Source organism: Streptomyces sp. NPDC001270, assembly GCF_042896695.1.
Lineage (GTDB): Bacteria > Actinomycetota > Actinomycetes > Streptomycetales > Streptomycetaceae > Streptomyces.
Genome location: NZ_JBIAXM010000027.1, coordinates 31633 through 54901, shown reverse-complemented (window position 1 = coordinate 54901; position 23269 = coordinate 31633). Strand labels below are relative to the sequence as shown.

General features: G+C 71.6%; 19 protein-coding genes, 1 tRNA gene, 1 other RNA gene and 2 pseudogenes. 12 read left to right on the top strand and 11 right to left on the bottom strand.

The genetic code is table 11. The annotated features are described in order from the left end of the window. Nucleotides 1-184: 184 nt before the first annotated feature. The 6 genes from ACFY2B_RS34005 (at nucleotide 185) to ACFY2B_RS33980 (ending at nucleotide 7119) form a co-directional block, all read left to right on the top strand. Nucleotides 185-3190 carry a GNAT family N-acetyltransferase gene (locus tag ACFY2B_RS34005; protein WP_390766920.1) on the top strand — a complete coding sequence of 1002 codons (3006 nt, stop codon included), beginning with the start codon at nucleotides 185-187 and terminating at the stop codon, nucleotides 3188-3190. Nucleotides 3191-3321: 131 nt separating this feature from the next. Beyond that, nucleotides 3322-3762, top strand: coding sequence for a sortase-dependent protein (locus tag ACFY2B_RS34000; RefSeq protein ID WP_390766919.1), 441 nt, complete (start codon nucleotides 3322-3324; stop codon nucleotides 3760-3762). Continuing rightward, nucleotides 3759-4394: a class F sortase gene (locus ACFY2B_RS33995; RefSeq protein ID WP_390766918.1), complete on the top strand. Its 636-nt coding sequence runs from the start codon at nucleotides 3759-3761 to the stop codon at nucleotides 4392-4394. The genes ACFY2B_RS34000 and ACFY2B_RS33995 overlap by 4 nt, the downstream gene beginning before the upstream one ends. 128 nt (nucleotides 4395-4522) lie before the next feature. Beyond that, entirely contained in the window at nucleotides 4523-5014 is a 492-nt protein-coding gene (locus ACFY2B_RS33990; RefSeq protein WP_390766917.1) for an RNA polymerase sigma factor, read from the top strand. Continuing rightward, nucleotides 4998-5477, top strand: a complete 480-nt coding sequence (locus ACFY2B_RS33985; protein WP_390766916.1) for a hypothetical protein — start codon at nucleotides 4998-5000, stop codon at nucleotides 5475-5477. Before ACFY2B_RS33990 ends, ACFY2B_RS33985 begins: the two co-directional genes overlap by 17 nt. A 406-nt stretch (nucleotides 5478-5883) precedes the next feature. Then, on the top strand, nucleotides 5884-7119 hold the full coding sequence (locus ACFY2B_RS33980) for an acyl-CoA dehydrogenase family protein (protein WP_390766915.1): 1236 nt from the start codon (nucleotides 5884-5886) through the stop codon (nucleotides 7117-7119). Nucleotides 7120-7260: 141 nt separating this feature from the next. Here the strand turns inward: ACFY2B_RS33980 and ACFY2B_RS33975 are convergent, their stop codons facing one another. The 7 genes and pseudogenes from ACFY2B_RS33975 to ACFY2B_RS33945 all read right to left on the bottom strand — a co-directional run bounded on the left by ACFY2B_RS33975 (nucleotide 7261) and on the right by ACFY2B_RS33945 (nucleotide 12898). After that, a complete protein-coding gene (locus ACFY2B_RS33975; protein WP_390766914.1) occupies nucleotides 7261-7854 on the bottom strand; it encodes a GAF domain-containing protein in 594 nt (197 codons plus the stop codon). Nucleotides 7855-7884: 30 nt separating this feature from the next. Next, complete coding sequence (locus ACFY2B_RS33970; protein WP_390766913.1) at nucleotides 7885-8487, bottom strand: ATP/GTP-binding protein; 603 nt, start codon at nucleotides 8485-8487, stop codon at nucleotides 7885-7887. Further along, on the bottom strand, nucleotides 8465-8842 hold the full coding sequence (locus ACFY2B_RS33965; protein WP_390766912.1) for a DUF742 domain-containing protein: 378 nt from the start codon (nucleotides 8840-8842) through the stop codon (nucleotides 8465-8467). Before ACFY2B_RS33965 ends, ACFY2B_RS33970 begins: the two co-directional genes overlap by 23 nt. Before the next feature lie 2 nt (nucleotides 8843-8844). Beyond that, nucleotides 8845-9273, bottom strand: a complete 429-nt coding sequence (locus ACFY2B_RS33960) for a roadblock/LC7 domain-containing protein (RefSeq protein ID WP_390766973.1) — start codon at nucleotides 9271-9273, stop codon at nucleotides 8845-8847. Nucleotides 9274-9322: 49 nt separating this feature from the next. Then, entirely contained in the window at nucleotides 9323-11059 is a 1737-nt protein-coding gene (locus ACFY2B_RS33955) for a sensor histidine kinase (RefSeq protein WP_390766911.1), read from the bottom strand. A gap of 821 nt (nucleotides 11060-11880) precedes the next feature. Continuing rightward, nucleotides 11881-12204, bottom strand: a complete 324-nt coding sequence (locus ACFY2B_RS33950) for a hypothetical protein (protein ID WP_390766910.1) — start codon at nucleotides 12202-12204, stop codon at nucleotides 11881-11883. Between the two features lie 248 nt (nucleotides 12205-12452). Next, a pseudogene (locus tag ACFY2B_RS33945) lies at nucleotides 12453-12898 on the bottom strand (SDR family NAD(P)-dependent oxidoreductase). A gap of 481 nt (nucleotides 12899-13379) precedes the next feature. On the opposite strand from ACFY2B_RS33945, the gene ACFY2B_RS33940 reads away from it, so the two are divergent. Beyond that, a complete protein-coding gene (locus ACFY2B_RS33940; protein ID WP_390766909.1) occupies nucleotides 13380-14594 on the top strand; it encodes a diaminopropionate ammonia-lyase in 1215 nt (404 codons plus the stop codon). A 97-nt stretch (nucleotides 14595-14691) separates the two neighbouring features. Here ACFY2B_RS33940 and ACFY2B_RS33935 read toward each other — a convergent pair whose 3' ends face one another. From ACFY2B_RS33935 to ACFY2B_RS33925, 3 genes are all read right to left on the bottom strand, one after another. Further along, the gene (locus ACFY2B_RS33935) at nucleotides 14692-17199 is read right to left on the bottom strand and encodes a helicase C-terminal domain-containing protein (protein WP_390766908.1); all 2508 of its coding nucleotides are present in this window, start codon (nucleotides 17197-17199) and stop codon (nucleotides 14692-14694) included. A 314-nt stretch (nucleotides 17200-17513) separates the two neighbouring features. Beyond that, nucleotides 17514-17876 (bottom strand): DUF6083 domain-containing protein, encoded by a 363-nt coding sequence (locus ACFY2B_RS33930; protein ID WP_390766972.1) that lies wholly within the window; start codon nucleotides 17874-17876, stop codon nucleotides 17514-17516. Between the two features lie 140 nt (nucleotides 17877-18016). After that, a complete protein-coding gene (locus ACFY2B_RS33925; RefSeq protein WP_389734312.1) occupies nucleotides 18017-18451 on the bottom strand; it encodes a DUF5959 family protein in 435 nt (144 codons plus the stop codon). Nucleotides 18452-18803: 352 nt separating this feature from the next. Between ACFY2B_RS33925 and ACFY2B_RS33920 the strand changes: the two genes are divergently transcribed. The 3 genes and pseudogenes from ACFY2B_RS33920 to ACFY2B_RS33910 all read left to right on the top strand — a co-directional run. Beyond that, entirely contained in the window at nucleotides 18804-19730 is a 927-nt protein-coding gene (locus tag ACFY2B_RS33920) for an IS4 family transposase (RefSeq protein ID WP_390766907.1), read from the top strand. Further along, complete coding sequence (locus ACFY2B_RS33915; RefSeq protein WP_390766906.1) at nucleotides 19721-20176, top strand: hypothetical protein; 456 nt, start codon at nucleotides 19721-19723, stop codon at nucleotides 20174-20176. Before ACFY2B_RS33920 ends, ACFY2B_RS33915 begins: the two co-directional genes overlap by 10 nt. Then, nucleotides 20177-20491: pseudogene (locus tag ACFY2B_RS33910) on the top strand (tyrosine-type recombinase/integrase); the annotation flags it as partial. An 80-nt stretch (nucleotides 20492-20571) separates the two neighbouring features. Here ACFY2B_RS33910 and ACFY2B_RS33905 read toward each other — a convergent pair. Next, a tRNA-Ser gene (locus tag ACFY2B_RS33905) sits at nucleotides 20572-20659 on the bottom strand. 72 nt (nucleotides 20660-20731) lie between these two features. Here ACFY2B_RS33905 and ffs point away from each other — a divergent pair. Together ffs and ACFY2B_RS33895 are read left to right on the top strand one after the other, a co-directional pair. Further along, nucleotides 20732-20826: signal recognition particle sRNA small type (gene ffs, locus ACFY2B_RS33900), an RNA gene on the top strand. Nucleotides 20827-20893: 67 nt separating this feature from the next. After that, a complete protein-coding gene (locus ACFY2B_RS33895; protein ID WP_390766905.1) occupies nucleotides 20894-23266 on the top strand; it encodes a DNA polymerase III subunit gamma and tau in 2373 nt (790 codons plus the stop codon). Nucleotides 23267-23269: the final 3 nt, after the last annotated feature.

Genomic DNA, 23269 nt, shown 5'->3' with positions numbered 1-23269 from the left:
GCCGTGCGTCGGCCCTGGTCGCGCGTCAAGGGGAGGGGGTGCCGTTCGGCCGGGTGGCCGCCCGCCGCGCCGAGCCGTGTCCTCTCGCCCGCCGACCCTGGGCCTCGGCCCTCTCGCCGCTCGCGTACGATTCCCGCACTGCCTGAGATAATTAGGTAAGGCTAACCTAAAGATGGGGGTCGGGGTGAGCATCGAGATCTACCGTGATGTCTGGGGTATCCCGCACCTGCGGGCCGACAGCGTCCGTGAACTCGCCCGGGTGCAGGGGCGGGTCACCGCTCTCGACCGCGCCTGGCAACTGGAGGTCGAACGGCACCGCTCGCGCGGAACCTCGGCTTCCTTCCTCGGTGCCGAGGCCCTGTCCTGGGACGTGTTCGCCCGCCGCGCCCGCCTCGACGACACCGCGCGACGCTGCTTCGCGGCCCTGGAGCGCCGGGACTCGGAGACGGCGGACTGGGTACGGGCCTACGTCGACGGGGTCAACGAGGGGCTGGGCCGAGGGGCCCGCCGCGCACCCGAGTTCGCGGGGGCCGGGCTCGCGCCGGGCCGCTGGGAGCCGTGGACGCCGATGGGTGTCTGGCTCGGCACACACGTCCTGTTCGCCGGATTCCCCGCCAAGTTGTGGCGGGAGTGGGCGGCACGGCACCTCGGGCCCGACGCCGTCGGGCTGTTCGCCACGGACGGGCCGGGCAGCGCCGGCAGCAACGGCTGGCTCGTGAGTGGCGCGCGCACCGCCACGGGGCGTGCGGTCCTCGCCGGCGACCCGCACCGGTTCATCGAGGAACCCGGCGTCTATCAGCAGATCCGGCTCGCCTGCCCCGAGTTCGACGTCGTCGGCCTCGCCGTGCCGGGCGTTCCCGGCATCGCCCACTTCGGTCACACCGGCACGGTCGCCTGGTCCATCACCAACGCGATGGCCGACTACCAGGACCTGTACCGCGAGCGGCTGCGCCGCACCGGCGCGGGAGTGGAGGCGCTCGGGCCCGACGGCGGCTGGCGGCGCGCACACCGGCACGTGGAGACCGTGCGGGTGGCGGGGGAGGCTCCGGTCGAGATCGAGATCATCGAGACGGACCGCGGCCCGCTGATCATCGGCGGACCGGAGGGCCTGGACGGCGTATCGGAGGGCCCGGACGGTGTGCCGGAGGGCCCGGACGGCGTATCGGAGGGCCCGGACGGCGTCCCGACGGAGGACGACCTTCCCGCGGCGGTTCTCGCGGACCCCGCAGCCCCCACCGTCCCGAGTACTCCTGAAACCCCCGCAGTCGTCCCGAGTACTCCTGAAACCCCCGCAGTCGTCCCGAGTACTCCTGAAACCCCCGCAGTCCCCACCGTCCCTCTCCTCCCCCTCCCCCTCGCCCTCGCCCTCCGCTTCCCGCCCCGGGTCACCGAGGATCTGGGGTTCAGCGCGCTCCTGCCGCTGCTGCGGGCCCGCCGGGTCGGCGACGTCGACCGGGCCTTCGACCGCTGGGTCGAGCCGGTGAACGTCGTGCAGGCCGCCGACACCGAGGGCGGGCTGCTGCACCGGGTCGCCGGCTGGGTGCCGGAGCGGGCCGGGGCCAACCGGCTGCGGCCGGTGCCCGCCTGGGAGCCGGCGTACGCCTGGCGGGGCCGGCACCCGACGCCCCGCGCCGGACTGGCCGACGGCATCGCCGTGATGGCGAACCAGCGTGGCCCCGCCGCCCCCCTCGGCATCGAGTTCGCCCCGCCGCACCGCGCCGACCGCATCCGTGCCCTCCTCGACGGGCGCCGGGTCTGGTCCGCGGCCGACATGGGCGCGATCCACACCGACACCCACCTTGCCTCCGCCGGTCCGCTGCTCGCCCGGCTGGCGGCCCTCGACGGCCTGACTCCCGAGGCTGCCCGGCTCCGCGACCGCCTGCTGGCCTGGAACCGCCGGATGGACGCGGACAGCGCCGACGCCGCGGCGTACGCGGCGGTGCGCGGCGCCGTCGTACGCCACCTCGCGGCACATCCGGCGTTCGCCGCGCTCACCGAGCCGCCCGCCTACCCGGACGTCCTGCTTCCCTGGCTCGCCCTCGTCCCCCGGATCGGCCACGCCCTCGAACACCTGCTGACGGCCGAGAAGCTGTACGGCATCGACCGTCCCGCCGCCGTCCGCGCCGCCGTCGAGGAGGTCGCCGCCGCGCCGCCGTACGGCACCTGGGCCGACACCCACCGGCTCGCCCCCTGGCGCGCGCGGCCCGGGACGCCGTGCCGGCCGGAAGCCGAACCGGGCCTGGCCGGCGACCACGACTGCGTGCTGTGCACCTCCGCCGTACCGGGCCTCACCGACCTCGCCGCGCGCGGCCCGGCCGCCCGCTACGTCTGGGACCTGGCCCGCCGCGAGGACAGCCGCTGGGTGGTGCCGTTCGGTGCCGACGGGGTTCCCGGCGCACCCCACCACCGCGATCAGCTCGACCTGTGGATCCGGGGCGAACTCGTCCCGGTCGTCACCGACTGGACCCGCCTCACGAGGGAGACCGCGATGCCCGACCCGCACGCCGACCCGCACGTCGATTCATATGCCGGTCCATTCCCCGGTCCGTATGCCGACCCGAGTTCTGGAACCCCGTACGCCGCCGTCCGTGAGGCCGTCCACGAGCAGCGGGTCGACGGCTTCGGCACCGTGCGCGTCCTGCCGCTCGACCCGCGGGCCGACGCCGCCGTGATCCACGCCTGGGTCAGCGAGGAACGCGCCGTCTTCTGGGGCATGAACGGCCTCACCGAGGACCAGGTGGCCGAGATCTACGCCCACCTGGCCACCCTCGACACCCACCACGCCTTCCTCCTGGCCAAGGACGGCGAACCGGTCGCCCTGTTCCAGACCTACGAGCCCGCGGCCGACCGGGTCGGCGAGTGCTACGAGACGCGCCCCGGAGACATCGGCATCCATCTGCTGCTCGCTCCCGCCGGGCCGGCCGGCGCCCGGCCCGGCTGGACGGCGGCGCTGCTCTCGGTGCTCACGGCGTATGTTCTGCGCGGCCTGGACCGCCGCCGGATCGTGGTCGACCCGGACGTGCGCAACGAGAAGGCCGTCGCCCGTTTTCTGAAGTCGGGTTTCGTGGCCGGTCCCGCGGTCGTCCTCCCGGAAGTGGACCTCCCCGACGTCCAGGTGCCCGAGAAACACGCCCAACTGGCCTTCCTGGACCGGGCGGCGGTCTTCCCGGAGGAGGACGCCGGCGCCTGACGGCAGTCGCGGCGGCACCCTTTTTGGGCTTTGCCATCTCTTTACAACCCGTACCCCTGCCGCCTCGTCTCTCCGCTCGATCCACAACCGCCCGCCGACCATCGGGCGGTGAGACGAGAGGAAGCGATTCGATGCGCCGTACTGTGCTGAGCCTTGTGGCATTCGCCGCCACCGCCGTGCTGGCGGGCGCCGCGCCCGCGTTCGCCGACGGGCCGACCCCGGTGCCGTCCGCGCCCAAGGACGCCACCCCCGTTCCGTCCGCGCCCAAGGACGCCACTCCCGTTCCGTCCGCGCCCAAGGACGCCACTCCCGTTCCGTCCGCGCCCAAGGACGCCACTGCGGTTCCGAGCGCGGTTCCCTCCCGCGCGTCCGGTGCCGCACCGGCCAAGACGCCGGGCCAGGTCTCCGTCGTGCCCAAGGGCGCGCCCGACACCGGGGTGGTGGCGCCGTCCTCGGCGTCCGGTTCGCGGGACGGGCTGCTCGGCGGTGGCGCCGCCGCGGCGCTCGTCGTGGCGGGCGGCGCGGTCTTCGTCGTACGCCGCCGGCGGGCCGCCGGGACCACCGGGGCATGACCGCGCTCTCCAGGCGCGCCTTCGCCGCCGCTGCGCTGGCCACGCTGCTCGCGGGCTGCGCGGGGAACGGCGGGAACGGTGGGGACGGAGCGGGGAAGGCGGCCGGCGGTGGGGCCGTGGTGAGCGGGGCGCCCGCCACGGCCGGGGGTGCGGGTACCCCGCCTCGGCCGCTCGGCCGTTCGGTCCCGGTCCGGCTGCGGATCCCGGCCATCGGCGTCGACACCCCGCTCCTGCAACTGGGCCTGGCGCCCGACGGCACCGTCCAGGTCCCCCCGGTCACCGCGCACGACCGGGCGGGCTGGTACCGGAACTCGCCGACGCCGGGCCAGGTGGGGCCGTCGGTCCTCCTCGGCCATGTCACGGTCGGCTCCTACGGGGACGGCGTCTTCCGGCACCTGGCACGGCTGCGCGCCGGTGAGAAGATCGTGGCGGTCCTGGAGAACGGCAAGCAGGCGGAGTTCGCCGTCACCCGCGTACGGACGGTCCCCAAGGCGGACTTTCCGTCGGACGAGGTCTACGGCGACGTGGACCGGCCCGAGTTGCGGCTCATCACCTGCGGCGGTCCCCGCACCGGTGACGGCTACCCCGACAACGTGCTCGTGTTCGCCGCGCTCAGCGCCACCGTGCCCTGACCGGCTGGAGCCCGGAACCGTGGCCGGGCCGGCGGAACGCGACACCGTGGGCCCGGCATCTTTCCCCACGGGTGCCACCGCCCGACCCCCCACCGGTGCCCCGAGGGGCAGTACGACCCTGGAGAGCGTTGAAACGGTCCCGCGACACGGCAGCGTCCGAACTGTTCGCCGCCCTGTACCCACGTCTCGCCGGCTGGTGCCGCCGTCTCGTCGACGACGACGAGACGGCGCACGAGATCGCCTCGGAGGCGTTCACCCGGCTCTGGGCCCGCTGGACGTCCGTGGACGAGCCCCGCGGTTTCCTGTACGTCACCGCCGCCAACATCGTCCGCGACCACTGGCGCAAACTGGAGCGCGAGCGCAGGGCCGTACGCCGTGTCCGCACGGAGGCTGCCGTCCGCCCGCATGCCGAGGCGCCGGATCCTTCGGTACGTCTCCTCGTGCAGTCCCTGCCGGAACGGCTGCGCGTCCCGATCCTCCTCCACTACTACGCTGACATGCCGATCCGGGAGGTGTCCGTGCTGACCGGACGCAAGGAAGGAACCGTCAAGGCCGATCTGCACGCGGCCCGCGAACTGCTCCGCGTCCACCTGAGGAGAAGCCTTGACCACACGGTTTGACGACGACCCGGAGTTCGCGCCCGACGATCCACTCGCGGTGATCCTGCGGCCCCCGGCCGAGCATCTCGGTCCGCCCGCCGGCCGCTACGCGGCGATCCGCCGGGCCGCGGCCCGCCGCAGGCTGCTCCGTGCCGCGGCCGGTGCCGGCCTGACCTGTGCGGTGGCCGCCCTCGTCGCGCTGCCCCTGCACCTGGCCTCGTCCGGCCCCGCTTCCCCGACGGTTCCGCTGGCCCCGCCGTCCTCGGTCACGCCGAAGCCGTCCGGGCCCCCGGCCCCGACCCCGTCCACGGTGCCGACGCCGGTCCCGGCGTCCCAGGACCAGGGCTCCGGCCCCGCCACCGCGCGCGGCACCCGGGTGCCGCCGAGTGAGCAGTCCCTCGGCACCTCGACGCCACCGTCGAAGGCCGTGTCCGGTGCCGTACCCGGAAGGGTCCCCACCCCCGAGCGGTCCGTCCCTCGCTGAGCGCATCAGGACGTTGGCCGATCTGCGACGGTCGATCCGTGCGGAGAAAGCGGAACCGACCCTCTTATCGGCCATGCGGACGGTGACCGATTGTCGGTGTCCCACCCGGTTAGCCCGCCAGGCAATTGCCTGGTGGGCTAACCTGCGTCCTTGTCCAGGTAACCCCTGTTCACCTGTGAGTGGTTTCTCTCCGTAGTGTGTTCGGTCGTGAGCAGGTGGCTCGCCGTATCGCACCCGGGAGAGAGCGCGCAAGATGCCGTATTTCAGTCAACATCTCCAACTGATCTTGGCTGAGATGGATCGATAAGTAGACAATTCCTTGGGCGGTCAGCCTGGGGCGAGGAACCACTGCCTGCGAACGACCTCTGGATCCAGCCGGGTTCGGAGGCAGCGTGTTGGAGGGGTTGTGGAACGCTATTTCACGAGCGGATGGCACGAGGATCTACGGCGTCACGTGCGGGAGTTCGCCGAGCGGGAAGTACGTCCGCGAATATCCGGGATGGAATCTTCCCGTACGGTCGCGCACGAACTGTCCGGGCTTATCGCCCGGCAGGGCTGGATCGGAGTGACCATCGGCCGGGAGTACGGCGGGATGGGGGCCGGACATCTGGCCAAGACCATCATCATTGAAGAACTCGCCCGGGTCTGCGGGGCGATGGGGGCCATGGTGCAGGCTTCCCAGCTCGGCGTCGCCAAGATCATCCACTTTGGCAACGCGTTGCAGAAGCGGACCTGGCTGCCGCGCATCGCCGCGGGCGACTGCCTGCCGACGATCGCGACCACCGAGCCGGAGTCGGGCGGCCACGTCCTCGGCATGGCCAGCACCGCCGTCCGCGACGGTGACGACTACATCCTCAACGGCCGCAAGGTCTTCGTGGGCAACAGCCACGTCGGTGACGTGCACGGCGTGGTCGTACGCACCGGCGAGGGTTCGAAGGGGCTGTCCGCCTTCCTCGTCGAGTCCGACCGCCCGGGTTTCTCGCTCGCCCCCCACCAGCCCGCCATGGGCCTGCACGGCTTCAGCTTCGGTGAGCTGATCTTCGACAACTGCCGGGTGCCGGCGGCCAATCTGCTCGGCGGCGAGGGCCGGGGCCTGGCCGTCGCCTACTCGTCGAGCGTGCTGTACGGCCGGCCGAACCTGACGGCGGTCTCGCTCGGCATCCACCAGGCCGCTTTCGAGGAGACCACCGCCCTGTGCATCGAGCGCGAGCGGTACGGTGCCCCGCTCGCCCAGCTCAACAGCATCAAGCTGAAGCTCGGCAGGATGAAGTCACGCCTGATGACCGCCCGGCTGGCCGCCTACCACGCCGTGCATCTGCTCGACCAGGGGCTGCCCTGCGACGCGGAACTGATGAACGCCAAATACCTCAATTACGAGACCTCCGTCGAGTCGGCCCGCGATGCCATGGAGATCCATGCTGCGAGCGGCCTGTTCACCGACCGTCCGGTGGAGCGCTATCTGCGCGACGCCCAGCACATCTACGCCCCCGCCGGCACCTCCGACATTCAGTTGCTGCGACTCGGCGAGGTCGCCCTGGGCACCGACAAGGGCCAGTGGTCCGAGCGGCTGGCCGAACTCGTCCGCACCGTCGAGCCGCGCCGCCGACTGGGCCAGTTGGAGACGGTCGGCCACCCGGCCTGACGGCACAGGGACCCGCTCGAAGGGCAGAGAGCCGCTCGAACGGCAGAGAGCCGCGGACACGACACCGTGTCCGCGGCTCCTGCGCATCCGGTCCGGCGCCCGGCCCGCGCGCGGTGGCCCCGCGCCCCGTGCCGGGGTGGCTCAGATCCCGCCCCGGGTCTCCAACTGGTGGATCCGGTCCGACAGCTGATCGGCCAGCGACTTGATGGTCGCCAGGCCCTCCCGGCCCCACGGGTGGGTGTCCGTGTCCACGACGCAGATCGTGCCCAGGGCCATCCCGGTCTTCCGGTCGATCAGCGGCGCACCCATGTAGGAGCGGATGCCGATCTCGTCCACGACGGGGTTGCCGGCGAACCGCGGATAGTCGCAGACGTCCTCCAGCACCAGCGCCTTCTTGCGGACCACGACGTGCGGGCAGTAGCCCTGGTCACGGGTCATCGTCCGGCCCACCTGGGGCTGCTGCGGCGCCGACTCCAGCTGCACGCCCGGCCGGCCGGCGGCGTACAGACCGGCGAAGTACTGCCGGTTCTCGTCGATGAAGTTGACCATCGAGAACGGCGCGCCGGTGGTGTGCGCGAGATTGCGCGCGAACTCGTCGAACTCCGGCACGGGGAGTTCCCCCAGTCCGAGTTCGCGCAGCCTGGCCACCCGGGCGGGCGCGTCCCGGTCCTCCGGGGTGAGCAGCAGATGGCTGGTCGGGTCGTAGGACGTGTGGTAGGGAACCGGGGCTGACATGCAGGGCTCCATTCGGTCGAGGTGAGGGGCTCAGCGCGACGGGTTAAGCTCCGCGGGCACATGGCCGGGAGTCGATGCGAGCAGGTGCTTGACGAGATCGATCAACACGCGGGTTCCGGAGTTGCACTGCCGCGCGTCGCACATCACGACGGGTACGTCGGGCTTGAGGGCGAGGGCCGCCCGCACCTCGTCGGCGTCGTAGCGGTAGGCGCCGTCGAACTCGTTGACCGCCACGATGAACCGGATGCCGCGCCGCTCGAAGAAGTCGACGGCGGCGAAGCAGTGGTCCAGGCGCCGGGTGTCGGCGAGGACCACCGCACCCAGCGCCCCGTTGGACAACTCGTCCCACATGAACCAGAACCGTTCCTGCCCGGGTGTGCCGAACAGGTACAGGATGTGGTCCGCGCTCAGCGTGATACGTCCGAAGTCCATCGCCACCGTCGTGGTCGACTTGTCCTCGATGCCCACCAGGCTGTCCGTGCGAGCGCTGACCGTGGTCAGCAACTCCTCGGTGCTCAGCGGCTCGATCTCGCTGACCGCTCCGACGAAGGTGGTCTTGCCGACCCCGAAGCCTCCGGCGATGAGGATCTTCAGGGCGGTCGGAAAGGGGTCAGAGCCGCTTGCGAAGGCCATGCAGCACCGCCTCCAGGAGGTTTCGGTCGGTCGGGGAGGCCGCCTCTACGACGCGCGGCGCCCGGGTGGTGAGTGCCTGGTGCGTCACGAGGTCGGAGAGCAGAACTTTGGTGATGACGGCCGGCAGCCGCAGATGGGCGGACACCTCGGCCACCGACATGGGCACCCCGCACAGCGCGAGGACCTGGTCGTAGTCGGGGCCCAGATAGGTGTGCGGCCGGGTGCCGGTGGCCATCACCATGGTGAGCAGGTCGAAGTGGGACGAGGGCTGGGTGCGACCGTTGCTGACCGTGTACGGACGTACTAACCGCCCGGCGTCGTCATCGAGCCACGAACCGTCCTCGGTGTCCGTCATTCTCAGCGCCCCGGATCCATCGAGGCGCCGGCCGTCTGCTGGCGGACCGGCGTGGCGAGGTACGGGCGGACGCTCTTGACCAGCATGGCCATCTCGTAGCCGAGCACCGCCGCGTCGGCCTCCCGGTCGGCGAGGACCGCCAGGCAGGCCCCGGAGCCCGCCGCGCACACGAACAGCAGCGCGGTGTCCAGTTCGACCACCACCTGCCGCACATCGGCACCCTGGGCGAACTGCATGCCCGCGCTGCGGGCGAGCGAGTGCAGGCCGGACGACAGGGCGGCCAGGTGTTCTGCTTCGGCAACTGTTTCCAGCCCGTCGAAGGCTTTCGACAGTCCGTCGGAAGACAGCAGAAGAGCACTGCGGGTGTAGGGGACCCGCTGGACGAGGCCGGCCAGAAGCCAGTCCAGATTCTTCGACTGGCCGGCATGCATGTCGCTCACGGTGGCGTTCTTCTCCTTGCTACAAGTACCGAGCCTGCGGTCAGCGAGAGCTGTCGAAGGGAGGCTCATCGGGTTCGTGGTCGGCGAGGCTGACTCCGCGCTGGAAGCTGGCCATCAGTCCAGGATCGTGCTCCACCTCGTGATCGTCGTCCCGGCGGGTGACGGGACCGTTGCGCAGCTCCGCCACCAGATGCTCCTGCGCGCGGCGCTGCGGCAGCCGGGGCCGGTCTTCGTGGGCGTTGCCGCCGCCGTACGGGGAACCGTGGTCGTGGGGTGCCGCCGGTGCCCCCGCGTAGTGCTGCGCGGGCGTGGGTGCGGCGGCGGTCCGGGGCTGCGGCTGCTGCATGCCGGGCTGCTGCTGCATGCCGGGCTGCTGGGCACCGGCATGGGCGGATACGGCCGGGCCGGCCGGGTGCTGCGCCGCGGACATCTGCGCGGCGGGCAGCTGACTCGTGTGGCCGTGACCCGCGGGCATCTGCGCCTGTGCCTGCGCGATCTGGGCCTGGCTCTGCATGGGTACCCGGGCCTGGGCCTGGGCCTGCATGGGCATCTGGGCCTGGGCCTGCGCGTGCGGAACCTGGGTCTGCGTCTGGCCCTGCGTCTGGGGGATCTGGGCGTGGGTCTGCGCCTGGGCCTGCGGGGGCACCTCGGCGGGCGCCTGGGCCGGGGCCTCGCCCGGCTCCTCGCCGATCAGGCCGCGCGGAATGACCAGGATGGCCTGGATACCGCCGTAGATGTTGCTCTGCAGCCGGACCGCGATGCCGTGCCGGCGGGCCAGCGCGGACACCACGTACAGGCCGATACGGCCGTCGGCGAGCAGCTTGCTGAGGTCGATCCGGTCCGGTTCGGCGAGCAGCGTGTTGATCCGCGTCTGCTCCTGGAGGGGCATGCCCAGGCCGCGGTCCTCGACCTCGACGGCGAGACCGGCGGTCACCCGCTGGGCGCGCATCAGGACTTGGGTGTGCGGCTCGGAGAACATCGTGGCGTTCTCGACGAGTTCGGCCAGCAGGTGGATGACGTCGGCGACGGCGTGGCCGCGCAGCGTGCCCTCGATCGGCGGCACCAGCTTGACCCGCGAGTAGTGCTCGACCTCGGCGATCGACGAACGCAGCACCTCGGTCAGGGTCACCGGGCGGGTCCACTGCCGGCGGGACACCGAGCCGCCGAGCACGGCGACGTTCTCCGCGTGGCGGCGGATGCGGGTGGCCAGGTGGTCGACGTGGAAGAGGCCCTTGAGCAGCTCCGGGTCCTCGACCTCGTTCTCCAGCTGGTCGAGCATGTTGATCGCGCGGTGCACGAGCGACTGGAGGCGCCGGGCGAGGTTGACGAAGACCTCGACCTTCTCCTCGCTGTCCGGCGAGGAGGCGCGGGAGAACTGCGCCGTGCGCGCGACGGCGGTCCGGGCCTGCCACATGCCGACGTTGATCTCGTACGCGATGCGGGCGAGCGGGTCGTTCTGCGGCGGGGCCTGGTGCGTGAACGGCGGCTGCTCCACCTGTTCGCCCTGCTCCAGCCGGCGCAGCACGTCCTGGAGGTCGGCCTGGGCGCCCGCGATGACCTGGCGCAGCGACGCGTATCCCTGTGCCACCGACCGGTTCGCGGCGCGGCCGGAGCGCCAGGCACCGGCGAGCACGGCGCAGCCGAGGACGGCGCCGCCGGTGAGCACGGCCCAGGTGGTCGCGTCGGCGGTACCTTCCTGGGTGCGCAGGACGACGAACACCACGACGAGCGCGAGGAGCGCCATGAGCGTCGCGGGCAGCACCGCGAGCCGGACCACGGACGAAGGCTGAGAGCGAATGGCCGAATCACTCGGCGTGTCCCGAGTGGGGGGCCTGGCGTGCCTGTGCTGCGCCGAAGCCGCCGCCGTCACCCGGCCGGGCTCTGAACGCACTGCATAGGGCGGGGTTTCGGGCATCGGAGTCCTCTCGGGCATGCAGGTGGGGACACACGGCGCGCAGCGCGGACCAACCGTCAACTCCGGCATGGAATCAGACAGTTATTAGGACAGCCACCCTACGCCACCCTCCTTCGAGTGACGTAATCGCAGGTATCGGGGATAGGGGGTGGTGACCCGCCAAAACGATTCAGTCGGACTCCGTAACAGCAGGGAAACCCGAGTCGGTGAAATATTGGTGAAACTCCTCTTCCCGGGGCCCGCTCACGACCCGATTACATACCCCCACCCCCGGAAACCCCACCCCACCAGCGACACGAGCAACGCCCCTCTTGGGGGCGCGGGGAACGGCGCGCTCAGCCGCGACGCGCCGGCAGTGGACTGGCGGCCTATCGGCCCCTTCAGGGGCGCGGGGAACTGCGCGACAAGCCACGACCCACCGACAGCCGACCGACGACCTGTCCGCCCCTTGGGGGCGCGGGGAACGGCGCGCTCAGCCGCGACGCGCTGGCAGCGGACTGGCGGCCTATCGGCCCCTTCAGGGGCGCGGGGAACTGCGCAACCACCTACAACACCGCCGCAGCGAACCCCGCCCAAGCCAGCGCAGCGCAAAGGCCCCGGCCACCCGGCCGGAGCCTCCGCGTTCCAGTTGCCGCTCTGTCGGTCGTTCGCCGTGTCTCGGTGCTCCCGATGCCGTCAATGCGTCACCGGACGACGATCACCACAGGGCTGTTGCCGTAGCCATAGCCGTTGCCGTAGCCGAAGCCGTTGCCGAAGCCGTACCCGAAGGGGCTGAACCCGAACGGTGCGTAGCCGAAGCCGTATCCGGCCCCGATTCCGCAGAACCCACGGTTGAAGCCGCCGCGGCATCCACCGCCGCCGTTCGGCAAGCTGCTGTGGGACAGCGCCGCGACGCCGTGCGTGGTGACTGCGGCTGAGGCCGGGCTGGCTGCCGCTCCCGTTCCGACGATCGCACCGCCTGCGAGGAGAGCGGCGGCCAAGGCTCGCATGACCGGTTTCCTGCGCATATTTCGGCCTCCTTTGCCCCGGTGAGTCCTCACTCATACCGGTGTGTCCCCTCGCTCCAGGTAACACCGGATCGGCTGAACGGACCACCGGAGCACTCGCCGCCGCGCATCCCCGGGCCCGGCCCAGGCCGGTGCCGGGCGGCCGTCCGCGGCCTGGAAGCCGCGATCACGAGGGTTTTCGGCCCGGGGGCCGGTCCCGAGCGCTGTTCACCCGTTGAGGTGACGCCCGCTCTCCGGCTGCGGGCGGCTCACCAGGGCAGTTCCCCGGAGTTCTGCTGGAACGTACCGGTGGGCCCGTCCGGTCCGAGAGTCGCCATCCGCACGATGACCTCGGCACTCTCCTCGACCGGACGCCCGCCGGATCCGGGGCCCCCGGCGAGGTCGGTGGCGGTGAATCCCGGCTCGACCGCGTTGACCTTGAATTCCGGAAGTGCCTTGGCGTACTGCACCGTCACCATCGAAACCAGGACGTCCAGGCGTCCCTCCGCCTCGCCGATCACGTCCAGCGCGGACTGCACCCAGTCGTCCTCGGTCACGTCGAGCCGTACGAACCGTGCCCCGAGCCGGGCCGCGACCGTCTGACCGCGTTCGACGCTGCGGGCGCCGACGTAGACGTGTGCCCCAGTGCGATCAGCCGGCGGGCGGTCTCGTAGCCGAGCCCCTTGTTCGCTCCGGTGATCAATGTCACGGTCATACCGGCAGCCTCCCTGTCCCTCTTATCTCCCTTGCCCTTCTTGCTCCTCTTGTCCCGTTGTCCCGCTGTCCCGCAGAACCCGCGTACTGGCCCCTCGGAACCCACGGACGAGTCGTACGAGCGCCCGCGCGCCCCCTCGTGTTCCCGGGCGGCGAACGGCCCGGACGGGCCGCCGCGCCGCCCGTCGGGGAACGCGAAGGGCTGTCCCCATGCCGACGAGTACGCATGCCTCCGGGGCCGGATCCCGCAGCCGGACCGGACCTCGAAGCCGGGCCGGATCCCGCAGCCGGACCGGACCTTCCACCACCTTCGCCCGGCGCCGGAAGGCAGAGCGTGTGGCCGTTCGGCGACATTGCCGGACTCTTTCTCCACCGGTCGATCGGTATTACCGACGAATGCCTGACCAATGCTGCGGAAATCACGAATATTGAGCGAAGGCATTCACTGGACCGGACGCAACCCGTTGCCCGACCCTGAAAATGTGCCAGAGCTCCCTTCTCCCCCCTCCGCGCACCCCACGCCCCCCTGGATCGTGCGGCCCACTGCCCGCGCCTGGCGCTGCGCACCCGCCCCCGCCGGGGTACGCGCTTTCCACGCCACCCTGCCCGACTACTCGCCCACCCCGCTGACCCGGCTCCCCGTACTGGAGGCGGAGTCGGCGGTCGGCCGGATCTACGTCAAGGACGAGTCGTGCCGCCTGGGACTGCCCGCGTTCAAGGCACTCGGCGCGTCCTGGGCGATCCACCGGGCCCTCGCCGACCGAACCGCAGCCACCGCGGACGCGACCCACAACCGGCGTCCGCACCCGGACGTGCACCCGGACGTGCACCCGCACCCCCACCCGAACCCAGACCCGCTCCCGACCCCGGTCACCTTGGTCACCGCCACCGACGGCAACCATGGCCGGGCGGTGGCCCGCATGGCCCGCCTGCTGGGGCAGCGCGCCCACGTCTTCGTCCCCCGGGGCGTGCATCCGCAGGCCCTGGCGGCCATCGTCGCCGAGCGGGCGACCGTCACCGAGGTCCAGGGGCCGTACGACGAGGCGGTACGGCGAGCCGCCGAGGAGGCCGCGGAGCCGTGCGCGGTCCTGGTCCAGGACACCGCCTGGCCCGGTTACGAGCGGATCCCGGGATGGATCGTCGAGGGCTACTCCACTCTCTGTGCCGAGATCGACGAACAGCTCAGGGCCGACGGCGTCGGCGAGGGGCCGAATCTGGTCTCCATACCGGTGGGTGTGGGCTCCCTGGCCCAGGCCGTCGTCACCCACTACCGCAGCCGTCCCTCCGTGCGGGCGCCGGCGCTGCTGTCGGTGGAGCCCCGGTCCGCGGCCTGCGTCCTGGCGAGCCTGGTCCACGGCGCACCCGTCTCCGTCACCACCGGCGACACCATCATGGCCGGCCTGAACTGCGGTACTCCGTCCAGCATCGCCTGGCCCTACCTGAACCACGGGCTGGACGCCGCGGTGGCCGTCTCCGACGCGGACACCGCCCGCGCGGCCGCCCGCCTGGCCGCACTGGGCGTCTCCGCGGGCCCCTGCGGCGCCGCCGCACTCGCCGGCCTCCGTACGATCCTCACCGGCCCGGACGGCGACGCCCGCCGTACGGCCCTGGGACTCGACACGGACTCGGTGATCGTGCTGCTGAACACCGAGGGGACGGCCGCCAATCCACACGCGCCCGCCGACGACGTCTCGTGACGAAACCTCCTGACGACGCCTCGTGACGACGTCTCGCAAGGGGAGCGAGCGGAACGACCCAGCACCGGGACGTGAACCGAGACCTTTCCCCTCCCGCTCAGTCGGGTGTGAAGCCCATGACGCCGTGGATGCGGGAGAGGGTGAAGACGCGCTCGGCGTTCCTCAGGTGGCACCAGGCGTCGAGATAGGGCGGGTCGAGCACGAGTCGGCTCAGGGTGCGCACGGTCCGGCTCCCCGAGGTGGCGACGTACTCGACGGTGACGGGTTCACCGGTGTCGATGGCATGGGCGAGCTGACGGACATCGCTGTAGGCCAGGTTCTTCGCCCACCCCGCGACGATCTCCTCGGTGTCCGTGCCGAAGGGCCCTCCCCCGTCGAACGGCGCGGGTTCGGGGGTGGTCGGCGGGGCGGCGAGCAGCCGGGCGGCCAGCACGAGGGGGTCGACGGCGGCGGATGCCTTCGCCGCGCGCGGGGCGGCGTTCCGGCCGCCGGCCCTCGTGCCGGTGCCGCGCGGAGCCGGTACGGGAGCGGCGGCCCGCCGGGGCCGGCCCTTCTCGACGCGTGCCGTGCCGTCGGCCGTCTCCGCGACAGGGGCGTACCCCTCGGCCCGCAGCGCGGCGAGCGTCGTGTCGACCGGGCTGCGGCTGACCAGCACCGTCGGCGCCAGCTGTCGCAGCCCGAGCTTGGCGAGTCCCGGGTGGGCGGCGAGTTCGGCCAGGAGGGCGGGCTCGTCGCCGTGCAGGACGCAGGCGGCGGGGGCGACGCGTACCCGGCCGTGGCCGCGTGCGGTGTCGGCGATCAGGTACGACAGCGGCTGCGGCAGGGGGCCGACGGCGACGGCGGCCAGATCGGTCGTGAGGTCGTCGGGGGCACGGCCGGCGTCCAGTGCCCGACGGATACTGCCGGGGCTGAACCGCCACACGGATGCGGTGCCGCTGGTCTCCCGGTCGGCGACGGAGTCCAGGAGCGAGGCCAGCCGCGTGGACGGTGTGCCGGTGACGACGGCAGTGAGGTCGGCGCCGATCCGTGTCGTCGTGGTGGCCGAGGGCAGCAGCCGCCGGCACTCGACGTCCAGGCCCTCCGTGTCGCCGGTCCGCAGGTGGATGCCCAGGGCGGACAGGGCACCGCGTGCGAGGACGCCGAGGAGTTCGGCCTCACGGATCACGGTGGCGAACGGCGTTCCCTCCTGGGGTGCTGCGTGGGCGAGCGGGCGGTACCAGCCGATCAGCGGCCCCAGATCCGGGGTGACCCTCGCGCCCTGCCCCGCGGGAAGCCGTTCGGCCGCGTCCAGCAGGCCGTGCCGGGCCTGCACGCAGCCGTTGCAGGGCGGTGCTCCCGCGAGGGAGGGAAGCGCCTTGTTGTCCTCGTCGCGGGCCTGGGTGGGGGTGAGCGGCAGGTTCCGCCACGTCCGGAGCAGGGTGGCGAACTGCTCCGCGGGTTCCTGTTCCGCCCAGGTGTCGTACGCCTCGGTGGGAACCACGCGATCGCCGTCCCGGGCCAGGAGCCCGGCAGCGTACGCGGTTTCGAGAGCGAGGCGTACGACGGCGTCGTCGGCCTGAGCGGCCTTGCCGATCCGGGCCAGTTCACGCGCACCGATCCCACCGGACTTCAGCCGGGCCGGCGCGGTCGCCGAGCAGACCGACAGGACCGAGGCGGCATGGGAGGCGAACGCGGTGGCCGCAGCCGATGCCTCCTGGTCCACCGCTCTCCGGCCGACGGACGCCATGCGCACGGAGGGCGGGGCGGGTGTGAACGGGGCGTGCCAGCCCGGTCCGCGCAGCGCGAGCGCGACCTCGGCAGGCATGCGTGCCGGACCGTGGCGGTGACGCTCCTGGACCAGGAGCCCCCGCTCCAGCGCCCATCGCTCGCCCGTTTCGAGGCCGGGACCGGGAGTGCCGAACATGATGAACCGCGGCTCCTCCGGCACGGTCTCCGCTCGGCGTCCGAGCAGTTCCCGGACCGCCGCGGGTGCCTCGGCGACCACTGCGGCGACCCGCTCCGGGTCGCTGTGGTGTGCGACCAGCGCGGCCAGCCGCTGCGGCTTGGTGCCCGGCGGTTTGGTGCCCAGTGCCACCAGCATGCCGCGCAGCTCGTCGGAGGTCGCGCCCGCGAGCAGCCGCTCCAGCGGCGCGTCCAGCCCCAGGGGCGTGTCCCACGCCTGCCGCAGCGGTGCGGCCATGCGGAGCTTCCCCGCGCCGTCCGGCCAGACCAGAGCGTGATCGGCCAGCACCGCCAGCGCGGCGTCCAGGTCACGGGTGATTCCGTCTTCACGCGTGATTCCGTCGTCACGAGCGGGATCGTCGTCATGAGCGGATTCGTCGTCACGAGCGGTCGCCTCGCCCACCGTCCCCAGCAGCTCGGCCAGGGCATCGTGCGACATGGGTGCGCCGTGCGCCGCCAGCGCCTCCGCCACCTGGAGGTGCGGCAGCGCGAGCCGCGGCAGGACCAGTGCCACCGATCCCGGGCGCTGAAGCCGGTCCGCCAGTTCCCCCACCGAGCGCGGCTCCGGCGGGGACACGGCGTCCCTTCGTACGTCGAGCACACGCGCCAGCCGAGAACCGTCGAGGCCGGACAGCCATGTCGCCAGTGTCGATCGGGACTTCATACGGGGTACACCTCGTAGGACCAGGGAGTGTCACGGTCGGGCCGGAGTCACGGCGCCGCTCCCAGGATGCTGCATCCCGTGGTACGCGGGCATCGCATGGGGCGGGTTCCCCCCTGGCGGGTGGCGGACGGTGCTGGACGGGGATGAATGAGACCAGAATGGAGACCAGGGCGCGGTCTGCCTGAACCGCTCCGGGTTTCGTGGAGGCTCGATTCCCTGAGCGGATCGTTTCGCTGGGAAAGGGACTCAGCGCCGGCTGCTGGAGTGCGCCGGAATCCGACCGTGTTCGCGGCTGTTGGTGTCAGCCGCTGGTGTCAATGATCAAGTGATCTCTTGACATCCGATCGCTCGGCCTGCTTCGTAGCGCACAGGAACTGATGGGCTGGTGTCACCAGCTCACCCGGGGTCGGGTCAATGCCGCGCACTCGGACCGCCACGACGTCGACCACGACGGGCGAGTGAGGAGGCTTGATCTCGACCAGCCGCCATCGGAAAGGCCGAGGAACGTGCTTGGCCGGCAGTTCTGTCATGGCCAAATGGACCCATCGATCGTAGCCAGTGGGATAGATCCGCACGACGGCCCCGCACAGGCGGCACGATGGCGGCTCCACAAACGTCACATCGTCAGGGTCGAGCTCGGGCCGAGGTGCTGCCGTAGCGCCCTCTCTCTCCGCCATTTCGTTGGCGAACCGATTCCAACAGCCGTCGCACAACACGGCCATGAGATCGATGCGCCCTCGACTGCGGACCGTCGGTCCGGCCTCCCCGCGCGCAATCCGGCACGCCTGTGGCACGGGCCGACCTCCTCCGAAACCTCTCATTCCGCCGGGATCAAGTGCGCCCAGACGGCACGGAGCCTTTCGAGCAGGGCACGCTGCTCGTCGATCCAGCCGCGGTCCACTTCGAGGGTGAGGGCCAGCCTGGTGGTCTGCTGGTCTGCGACGGTGACGGTGATCCCGTCCTGGTCGTCCTCCCGCCAGTTCAGGCGGATGCCGATCTCGGCGACTCGCGCAGCCTCACGCCAGACGGCGTCGTGCCCCGCGGCGACTTCATCCAGCACGTGTGCCCAGCCGGCCAGGTCTCTTGGATCGACATAGGTGTCGAGGACACCGGCCACGAAGTCGTTGTGGACCAGGAGCTGTCCCTTCACGTCCGGGATGCCCGGGGCGTAGGAGTCGTTCAGCTCGACTACGACACTGCCGCCGTACTTACCAGTGATCCGCAGCAGTACGAACCGCTCGGGCTCCTTCATGTCGCACCCCTGTGTGTTCGATCCAGCGCTAATGCTGCGCACTCTAGACAGCACCACTGACGATGCCTGTAGCTCTCAATGTCTCAATGGGCGACCCAAGGACCATCTTCTTGCCCTGGGTGTTGCCGGGGATCTTGGTGAGCTGGGTCTTCCCTGTTCAGGGGCAGCGGGCCTGTGCGCCTAGTACCAAGGCCGTTCAGTTTGCGGGTTGGTGGGGTTGTCCAGGAGCCGTAAGCTGCGGTTTCGCCGGACATGAGGAGCGGAGCCCCGGTAGAACTGGCAGTCGACCAAGACAAGCCGTTCACAAAGACCGGAGGCTCCGCTGTCCGGACAGTCTGCCATCACACGTGTCGTGACAGTGGCCGGAGGCCGGTTTGCACCCGGTCATCTCGGCGAACTCACCCAGCTCATCCCTTTCGAGATGGTCGACGAGGCATTGAGTGCCACCAGGGCCGTGCAGTCGCGGCTGCGGGATCTGCCCTCCCGGGTCGTGGTCTACCTGGTCCTGGCCGCGTGTCTGTTCCCGGAGGTGGGATATCCCGGCGTGTGGTGCAAGCTCACCGGCGCGCTGTCCGGCCTGCCACTGGCCACGCCGACAGCAAGCGCGCTGGCCCAGGCCCACCGACGTATCGGTGCGGCGCCCATGCGATGGCTGTTCGGCCTGCTGCGCGGCCCGGCTCCCACCCCGCACGGCCCCGCGGCCCGCTGGCGAGGTCTGCTGGTGGTTGCGATCGACGGCACCACCCTGACGGTCCCCGACACCCCCGCAGTCCTGACCCGGTTCACCAAGCAGGCGGGCAACCACGGCGGCACCGGATACCCCCAGATCCGCCTCCTGGCTCTGGTCGCCTGCGGCACCCGCACCCTCATTGACGCCGTGTTCGGCCCCACCACCGCGGGCGAGACCACCTACGCCCCACGCCTGCTGCCCAGCCTCCGGCCCGGGATGATCCTGCTGGCCGACCGCAACTTCGCCGCCCATAAGCTGATCACGGACATCTCGGCCACCGGGGCCCACGTCCTGGTCCGGCTCAAGAACGGCCGCAGGATGCCGGTCCTGGCCCGCTACCGGGACGGCTCCTATCTCTCGGTACTGGGCGACCTGCGCGTCCGTGTCGTCGACTGCGAGATCACCATCACCACCGCCGCCGGGAAGCACACCGGCCTCTACCGGCTCGCCACGACCCTGATCGACCACCACCGCCACCCGGCAGCCGAGCTGACCACGCTGTACCACCAGCGCTGGGAGATCGAAACGGCCTACCTGGAATGGAACTGAAGTCGACCATCCTGGGTGGCCGGGTACTGCGCGCCCGCACCCCTGAAGGCATCGACCAGGAGATCTACGCCCTGCTCGTGGTCTACCAACTGCTGCGGACCGCGATGGCCGACGCCACCAACACGCAAGCGGGCATCGACCCGGACCGGGCCGGCTTCGGCATCGCCTGGCAGACCGCCCGCGACCAGATCATCCTGGCCGCAGGCGTCTTCGCCGGCACCGTCATCGACCTGGCGGGCACCATCGGCCGCCACGTCCTGGCCGGTCTGCTTCCCGCACGGCGCCTACGGGTCAGCCCGCGAATCGTCAAACGTGCCATCTCCAAGTACCAGGCACGAGGACCCCGCATCGACCGGACCAGCTATAAAGCCACCACCAGCATCGACATCCTCACCCCCGCCCTTGACAACGCGCCCCACCCGCAAACTGAACGGCCTTGGGGCTAGGGCTACGTCTTCGCCTCGCCGACCGGCGGTCCTCCCAGCCCCAACACCGACTTCCACGTCTGGAAGCGCCTGCTGCGGGACGCGGGCGTGCGCGACGGCCGTCTTCACGACGCTCGCCACACCGCCGCGACCGTCCTTCTGATCCTCGGCGTCCCGGACGTCGTGGTCGACGCGATCACGGGCTGGGAGCCCGGGGGAGCGGCGCGGATGCGGGCCCGGTACATGCACGTGACAGGGACGCTGCTCCGGAAGGTCGCGCAACAAGTCGGAGACGTCCTCTGGGAGTCGCCCGACGCGGCCCGGAAAGTCAACTGAGACGGAAACTGAGACGGACAACGTCGAAGGGCCCCACCGTGACCGGTGGGGCCCTTCGACGTATTGCCCGGTGAGAGCAATGGCGGAGGATACGAGATTCGAACTCGTGAGGGGTTGCCCCCAACACGCTTTCCAAGCGTGCGCCCTAGGCCTCTAGGCGAATCCTCCGCCGGAAACATTACATGATCCTGAGGAGTGCTCGCGAACTCGTTCCTCGGGCGGAGATCGGGTACCCTGTGCAAAGCCCCTCACGCGGCGCTATCTGACTGAACTCCCCCAGGGCCGGAAGGCAGCAAGGGTAGGTTGGCTCTGGCGGGTGCGTGGGGGGCGTTTGCGTGTCCCGGCCCAGGTGGGAGGCCATGGCGGGGATCGTTGTCAGTGGGCGCCTATAACCTCGTATGCGTGTCGTCTCTCGCGCTGTACCGCCGCTATCGCCCGGAGACCTTCGCCGAGGTCATCGGGCAGGAGCATGTCACCGACCCGCTGCAGCAGGCGCTGCGGAACAACCGGGTCAATCACGCGTACCTGTTCAGCGGGCCGCGCGGGTGTGGCAAGACGACCAGCGCGCGCATCCTGGCCCGCTGTCTGAACTGCGAGCAGGGGCCGACGCCCACACCGTGCGGCGAGTGCCAGTCCTGTCGGGACCTGGCCAGGAACGGGCCCGGTTCCATCGACGTCATCGAGATCGACGCGGCGTCCCACGGTGGCGTGGACGACGCCCGTGACCTGCGCGAGAAGGCTTTCTTCGGGCCCGCGGGCAGCCGGTACAAGATCTACATCATCGACGAGGCCCACATGGTCACGTCGGCAGGCTTCAACGCCCTGCTGAAGGTCGTCGAGGAGCCGCCGGAGCATCTCAAGTTCATCTTCGCCACCACCGAGCCCGAGAAGGTCATCGGCACCATCCGGTCGCGGACGCATCACTACCCGTTCCGGCTCGTGCCGCCCGGCACCCTGCGGGAGTACCTCGCGGAGGTGTGCCGCAAGGAGGACATCCCGGTCGCGGACGGAGTGCTTCCGCTCGTCGTGCGCGCCGGGGCCGGGTCCGTGCGTGACTCCATGTCCGTCATGGACCAGCTGCTCGCGGGCTCGGGCGCCGAGGGTGTCACGTACACCATGGCCACCTCGCTGCTCGGGTACACCGACGGGTCGCTGCTCGACTCCGTCGTGGAGGCGTTCGCCACCGGTGACGGGGCGGCCGCCTTCGAGGTCGTGGACCGGGTGATCGAAGGGGGCAACGACCCCCGCCGGTTCGTCGCCGATCTGCTGGAGCGGCTGCGTGACCTGGTGATCCTCGCCGCTGTGCCGGACGCCGTGGAGAAGGGGCTCATCGACGCTCCGGTGGATGTCGTCGAGCGCATGCAGGCCCAGGCCGGCACCTTCGGGACGGCCGAGCTGAGCCGTGCCGCCGACCTCGTCAACGAGGGGCTGACGGAGATGCGCGGTGCCACGTCGCCCCGCCTCCAGCTCGAACTCATCTGCGCGCGCGTGCTGCTCCCCGCGGCCTACGGGGACGAGCGTTCCGTCATGGCCCGTCTCGACCGGCTGGAGCGCGGCGTCAACTTCTCCGGTGGCGGCGGCGCGCCCGCGGCGGGGTACGTTCCCGGTCCCGATGCCCACCTGGGAGGCGACGCCCACCTGGGCGGGGGCGGCGGGCTGCCCGGCGGCGGGCCCGCCGCGGTGCGCGCGGCCGTACGGGCACCAGGGGGCGGCGCGTCCTCAATGACACCGCCGCCCGGCACTCCGCCCGCCACTCCTCCGGTCAATCCGTCCGCCGCGGCGTCCGGGGCGGCGCCCGTGTCACCCGCGTCATCCACGACGCCCATGGCTCCGGCCGCTGAAAGCCCGCAGGCTCCCGCCGCTGTCGCGCCCGCCGCGCAGCCCACCCCGCCTGCTCCCGAACCGGCCGCCCCGCAGGCCCCCGCAGCCCCTCCCGCCGCCGCGGCGGCCCCGGGCGGCTGGCCCACCGCGGCGCCCGCGGGCGGCGGCCGACGGCCCGGCGGCTGGCCCACGGCGGCTCCGGCGGGCGGTGGACAGCAGCCCCCGGCCCCGCCCGCCGCCACCCCGCAAGCTTCGCCCGCCGTCGCCCCCCAGGTCCCGGCGGCGGCCCCGGGCCCCGGTGGCCTCGACCCCCGCATGCTCTGGCCGAACATCCTGGAGGCCGTCAAGAACCGTCGCCGCTTCACCTGGATCCTGCTCAGCCAGAACGCCCAGGTCGCGGGCTTCGACGGCACCACCCTCCAACTCGGCTTCGTCAACGCCGGGGCCCGTGACAACTTCACGAGCAGCGGCTCCGAGGACGTGCTGCGGCAGGCGCTGGCCGAACAGTTCAACGTGCAGTGGAAGATCGAGGCGATCGTCGACCCGTCGGGCGGCTCGGCCGTCGCGCCCACCGGCGGCCCCCAGGGCTACGGCGGGGGCGGCAACGCCGGCGGTTACGGCGGCGGCGGTGGAGCCGTCGGAAGCGCGGGAACAGGCGCAGGCGGCGGTGGAGGCTACGGCGGGTCGGGTGCCGGGTCCCCCCAGCGCTCCGCCGCGCCCCAGCCGACCGCCCAGCCGCCGACCGCGGTCCAGAGCAGACCGCAGACCTCCGCGTCGGCCGCTCAGCCCCCGTCCGCCCAGCCCGCGGCAGCCCCCGAGCCGCCACCGGTCGCCCTCGAGGACGACATCCCCGAGGACGACGATCCCGACCTCGACGAGTCGGCCCTCTCCGGTCACGAGCTGATCGTGCGCGAGCTGGGGGCGACGGTGGTGGAAGAGATCTCGAACGAGTAGAGC

Bases quoted from the DNA above. Each gene is read 5' to 3' on its own strand.
- ACFY2B_RS34000 (WP_390766919.1), top strand. From the start codon at position 3,322: ATGCGCCGTACTGTGCTGAGCCTTGTGGCATTCGCCGCCACCGCCGTG.
- ACFY2B_RS33995 (WP_390766918.1), top strand. From the start codon at position 3,759: ATGACCGCGCTCTCCAGGCGCGCCTTCGCCGCCGCTGCGCTGGCCACG.
- ACFY2B_RS33975 (WP_390766914.1), bottom strand. From the start codon at position 7,854: ATGTCAGCCCCGGTTCCCTACCACACGTCCTACGACCCGACCAGCCAT.
- ACFY2B_RS33970 (WP_390766913.1), bottom strand. From the start codon at position 8,487: ATGGCCTTCGCAAGCGGCTCTGACCCCTTTCCGACCGCCCTGAAGATC.
- ACFY2B_RS33965 (WP_390766912.1), bottom strand. From the start codon at position 8,842: ATGACGGACACCGAGGACGGTTCGTGGCTCGATGACGACGCCGGGCGG.
- ACFY2B_RS33960 (WP_390766973.1), bottom strand. From the start codon at position 9,273: ATGCATGCCGGCCAGTCGAAGAATCTGGACTGGCTTCTGGCCGGCCTC.
- ACFY2B_RS33950 (WP_390766910.1), bottom strand. From the start codon at position 12,204: ATGCGCAGGAAACCGGTCATGCGAGCCTTGGCCGCCGCTCTCCTCGCA.
- ACFY2B_RS33935 (WP_390766908.1), bottom strand. From the start codon at position 17,199: ATGAAGTCCCGATCGACACTGGCGACATGGCTGTCCGGCCTCGACGGT.
- ACFY2B_RS33930 (WP_390766972.1), bottom strand. From the start codon at position 17,876: ATGGCGGAGAGAGAGGGCGCTACGGCAGCACCTCGGCCCGAGCTCGAC.
- ACFY2B_RS33925 (WP_389734312.1), bottom strand. From the start codon at position 18,451: ATGAAGGAGCCCGAGCGGTTCGTACTGCTGCGGATCACTGGTAAGTAC.
- ACFY2B_RS33915 (WP_390766906.1), top strand. From the start codon at position 19,721: ATGGAACTGAAGTCGACCATCCTGGGTGGCCGGGTACTGCGCGCCCGC.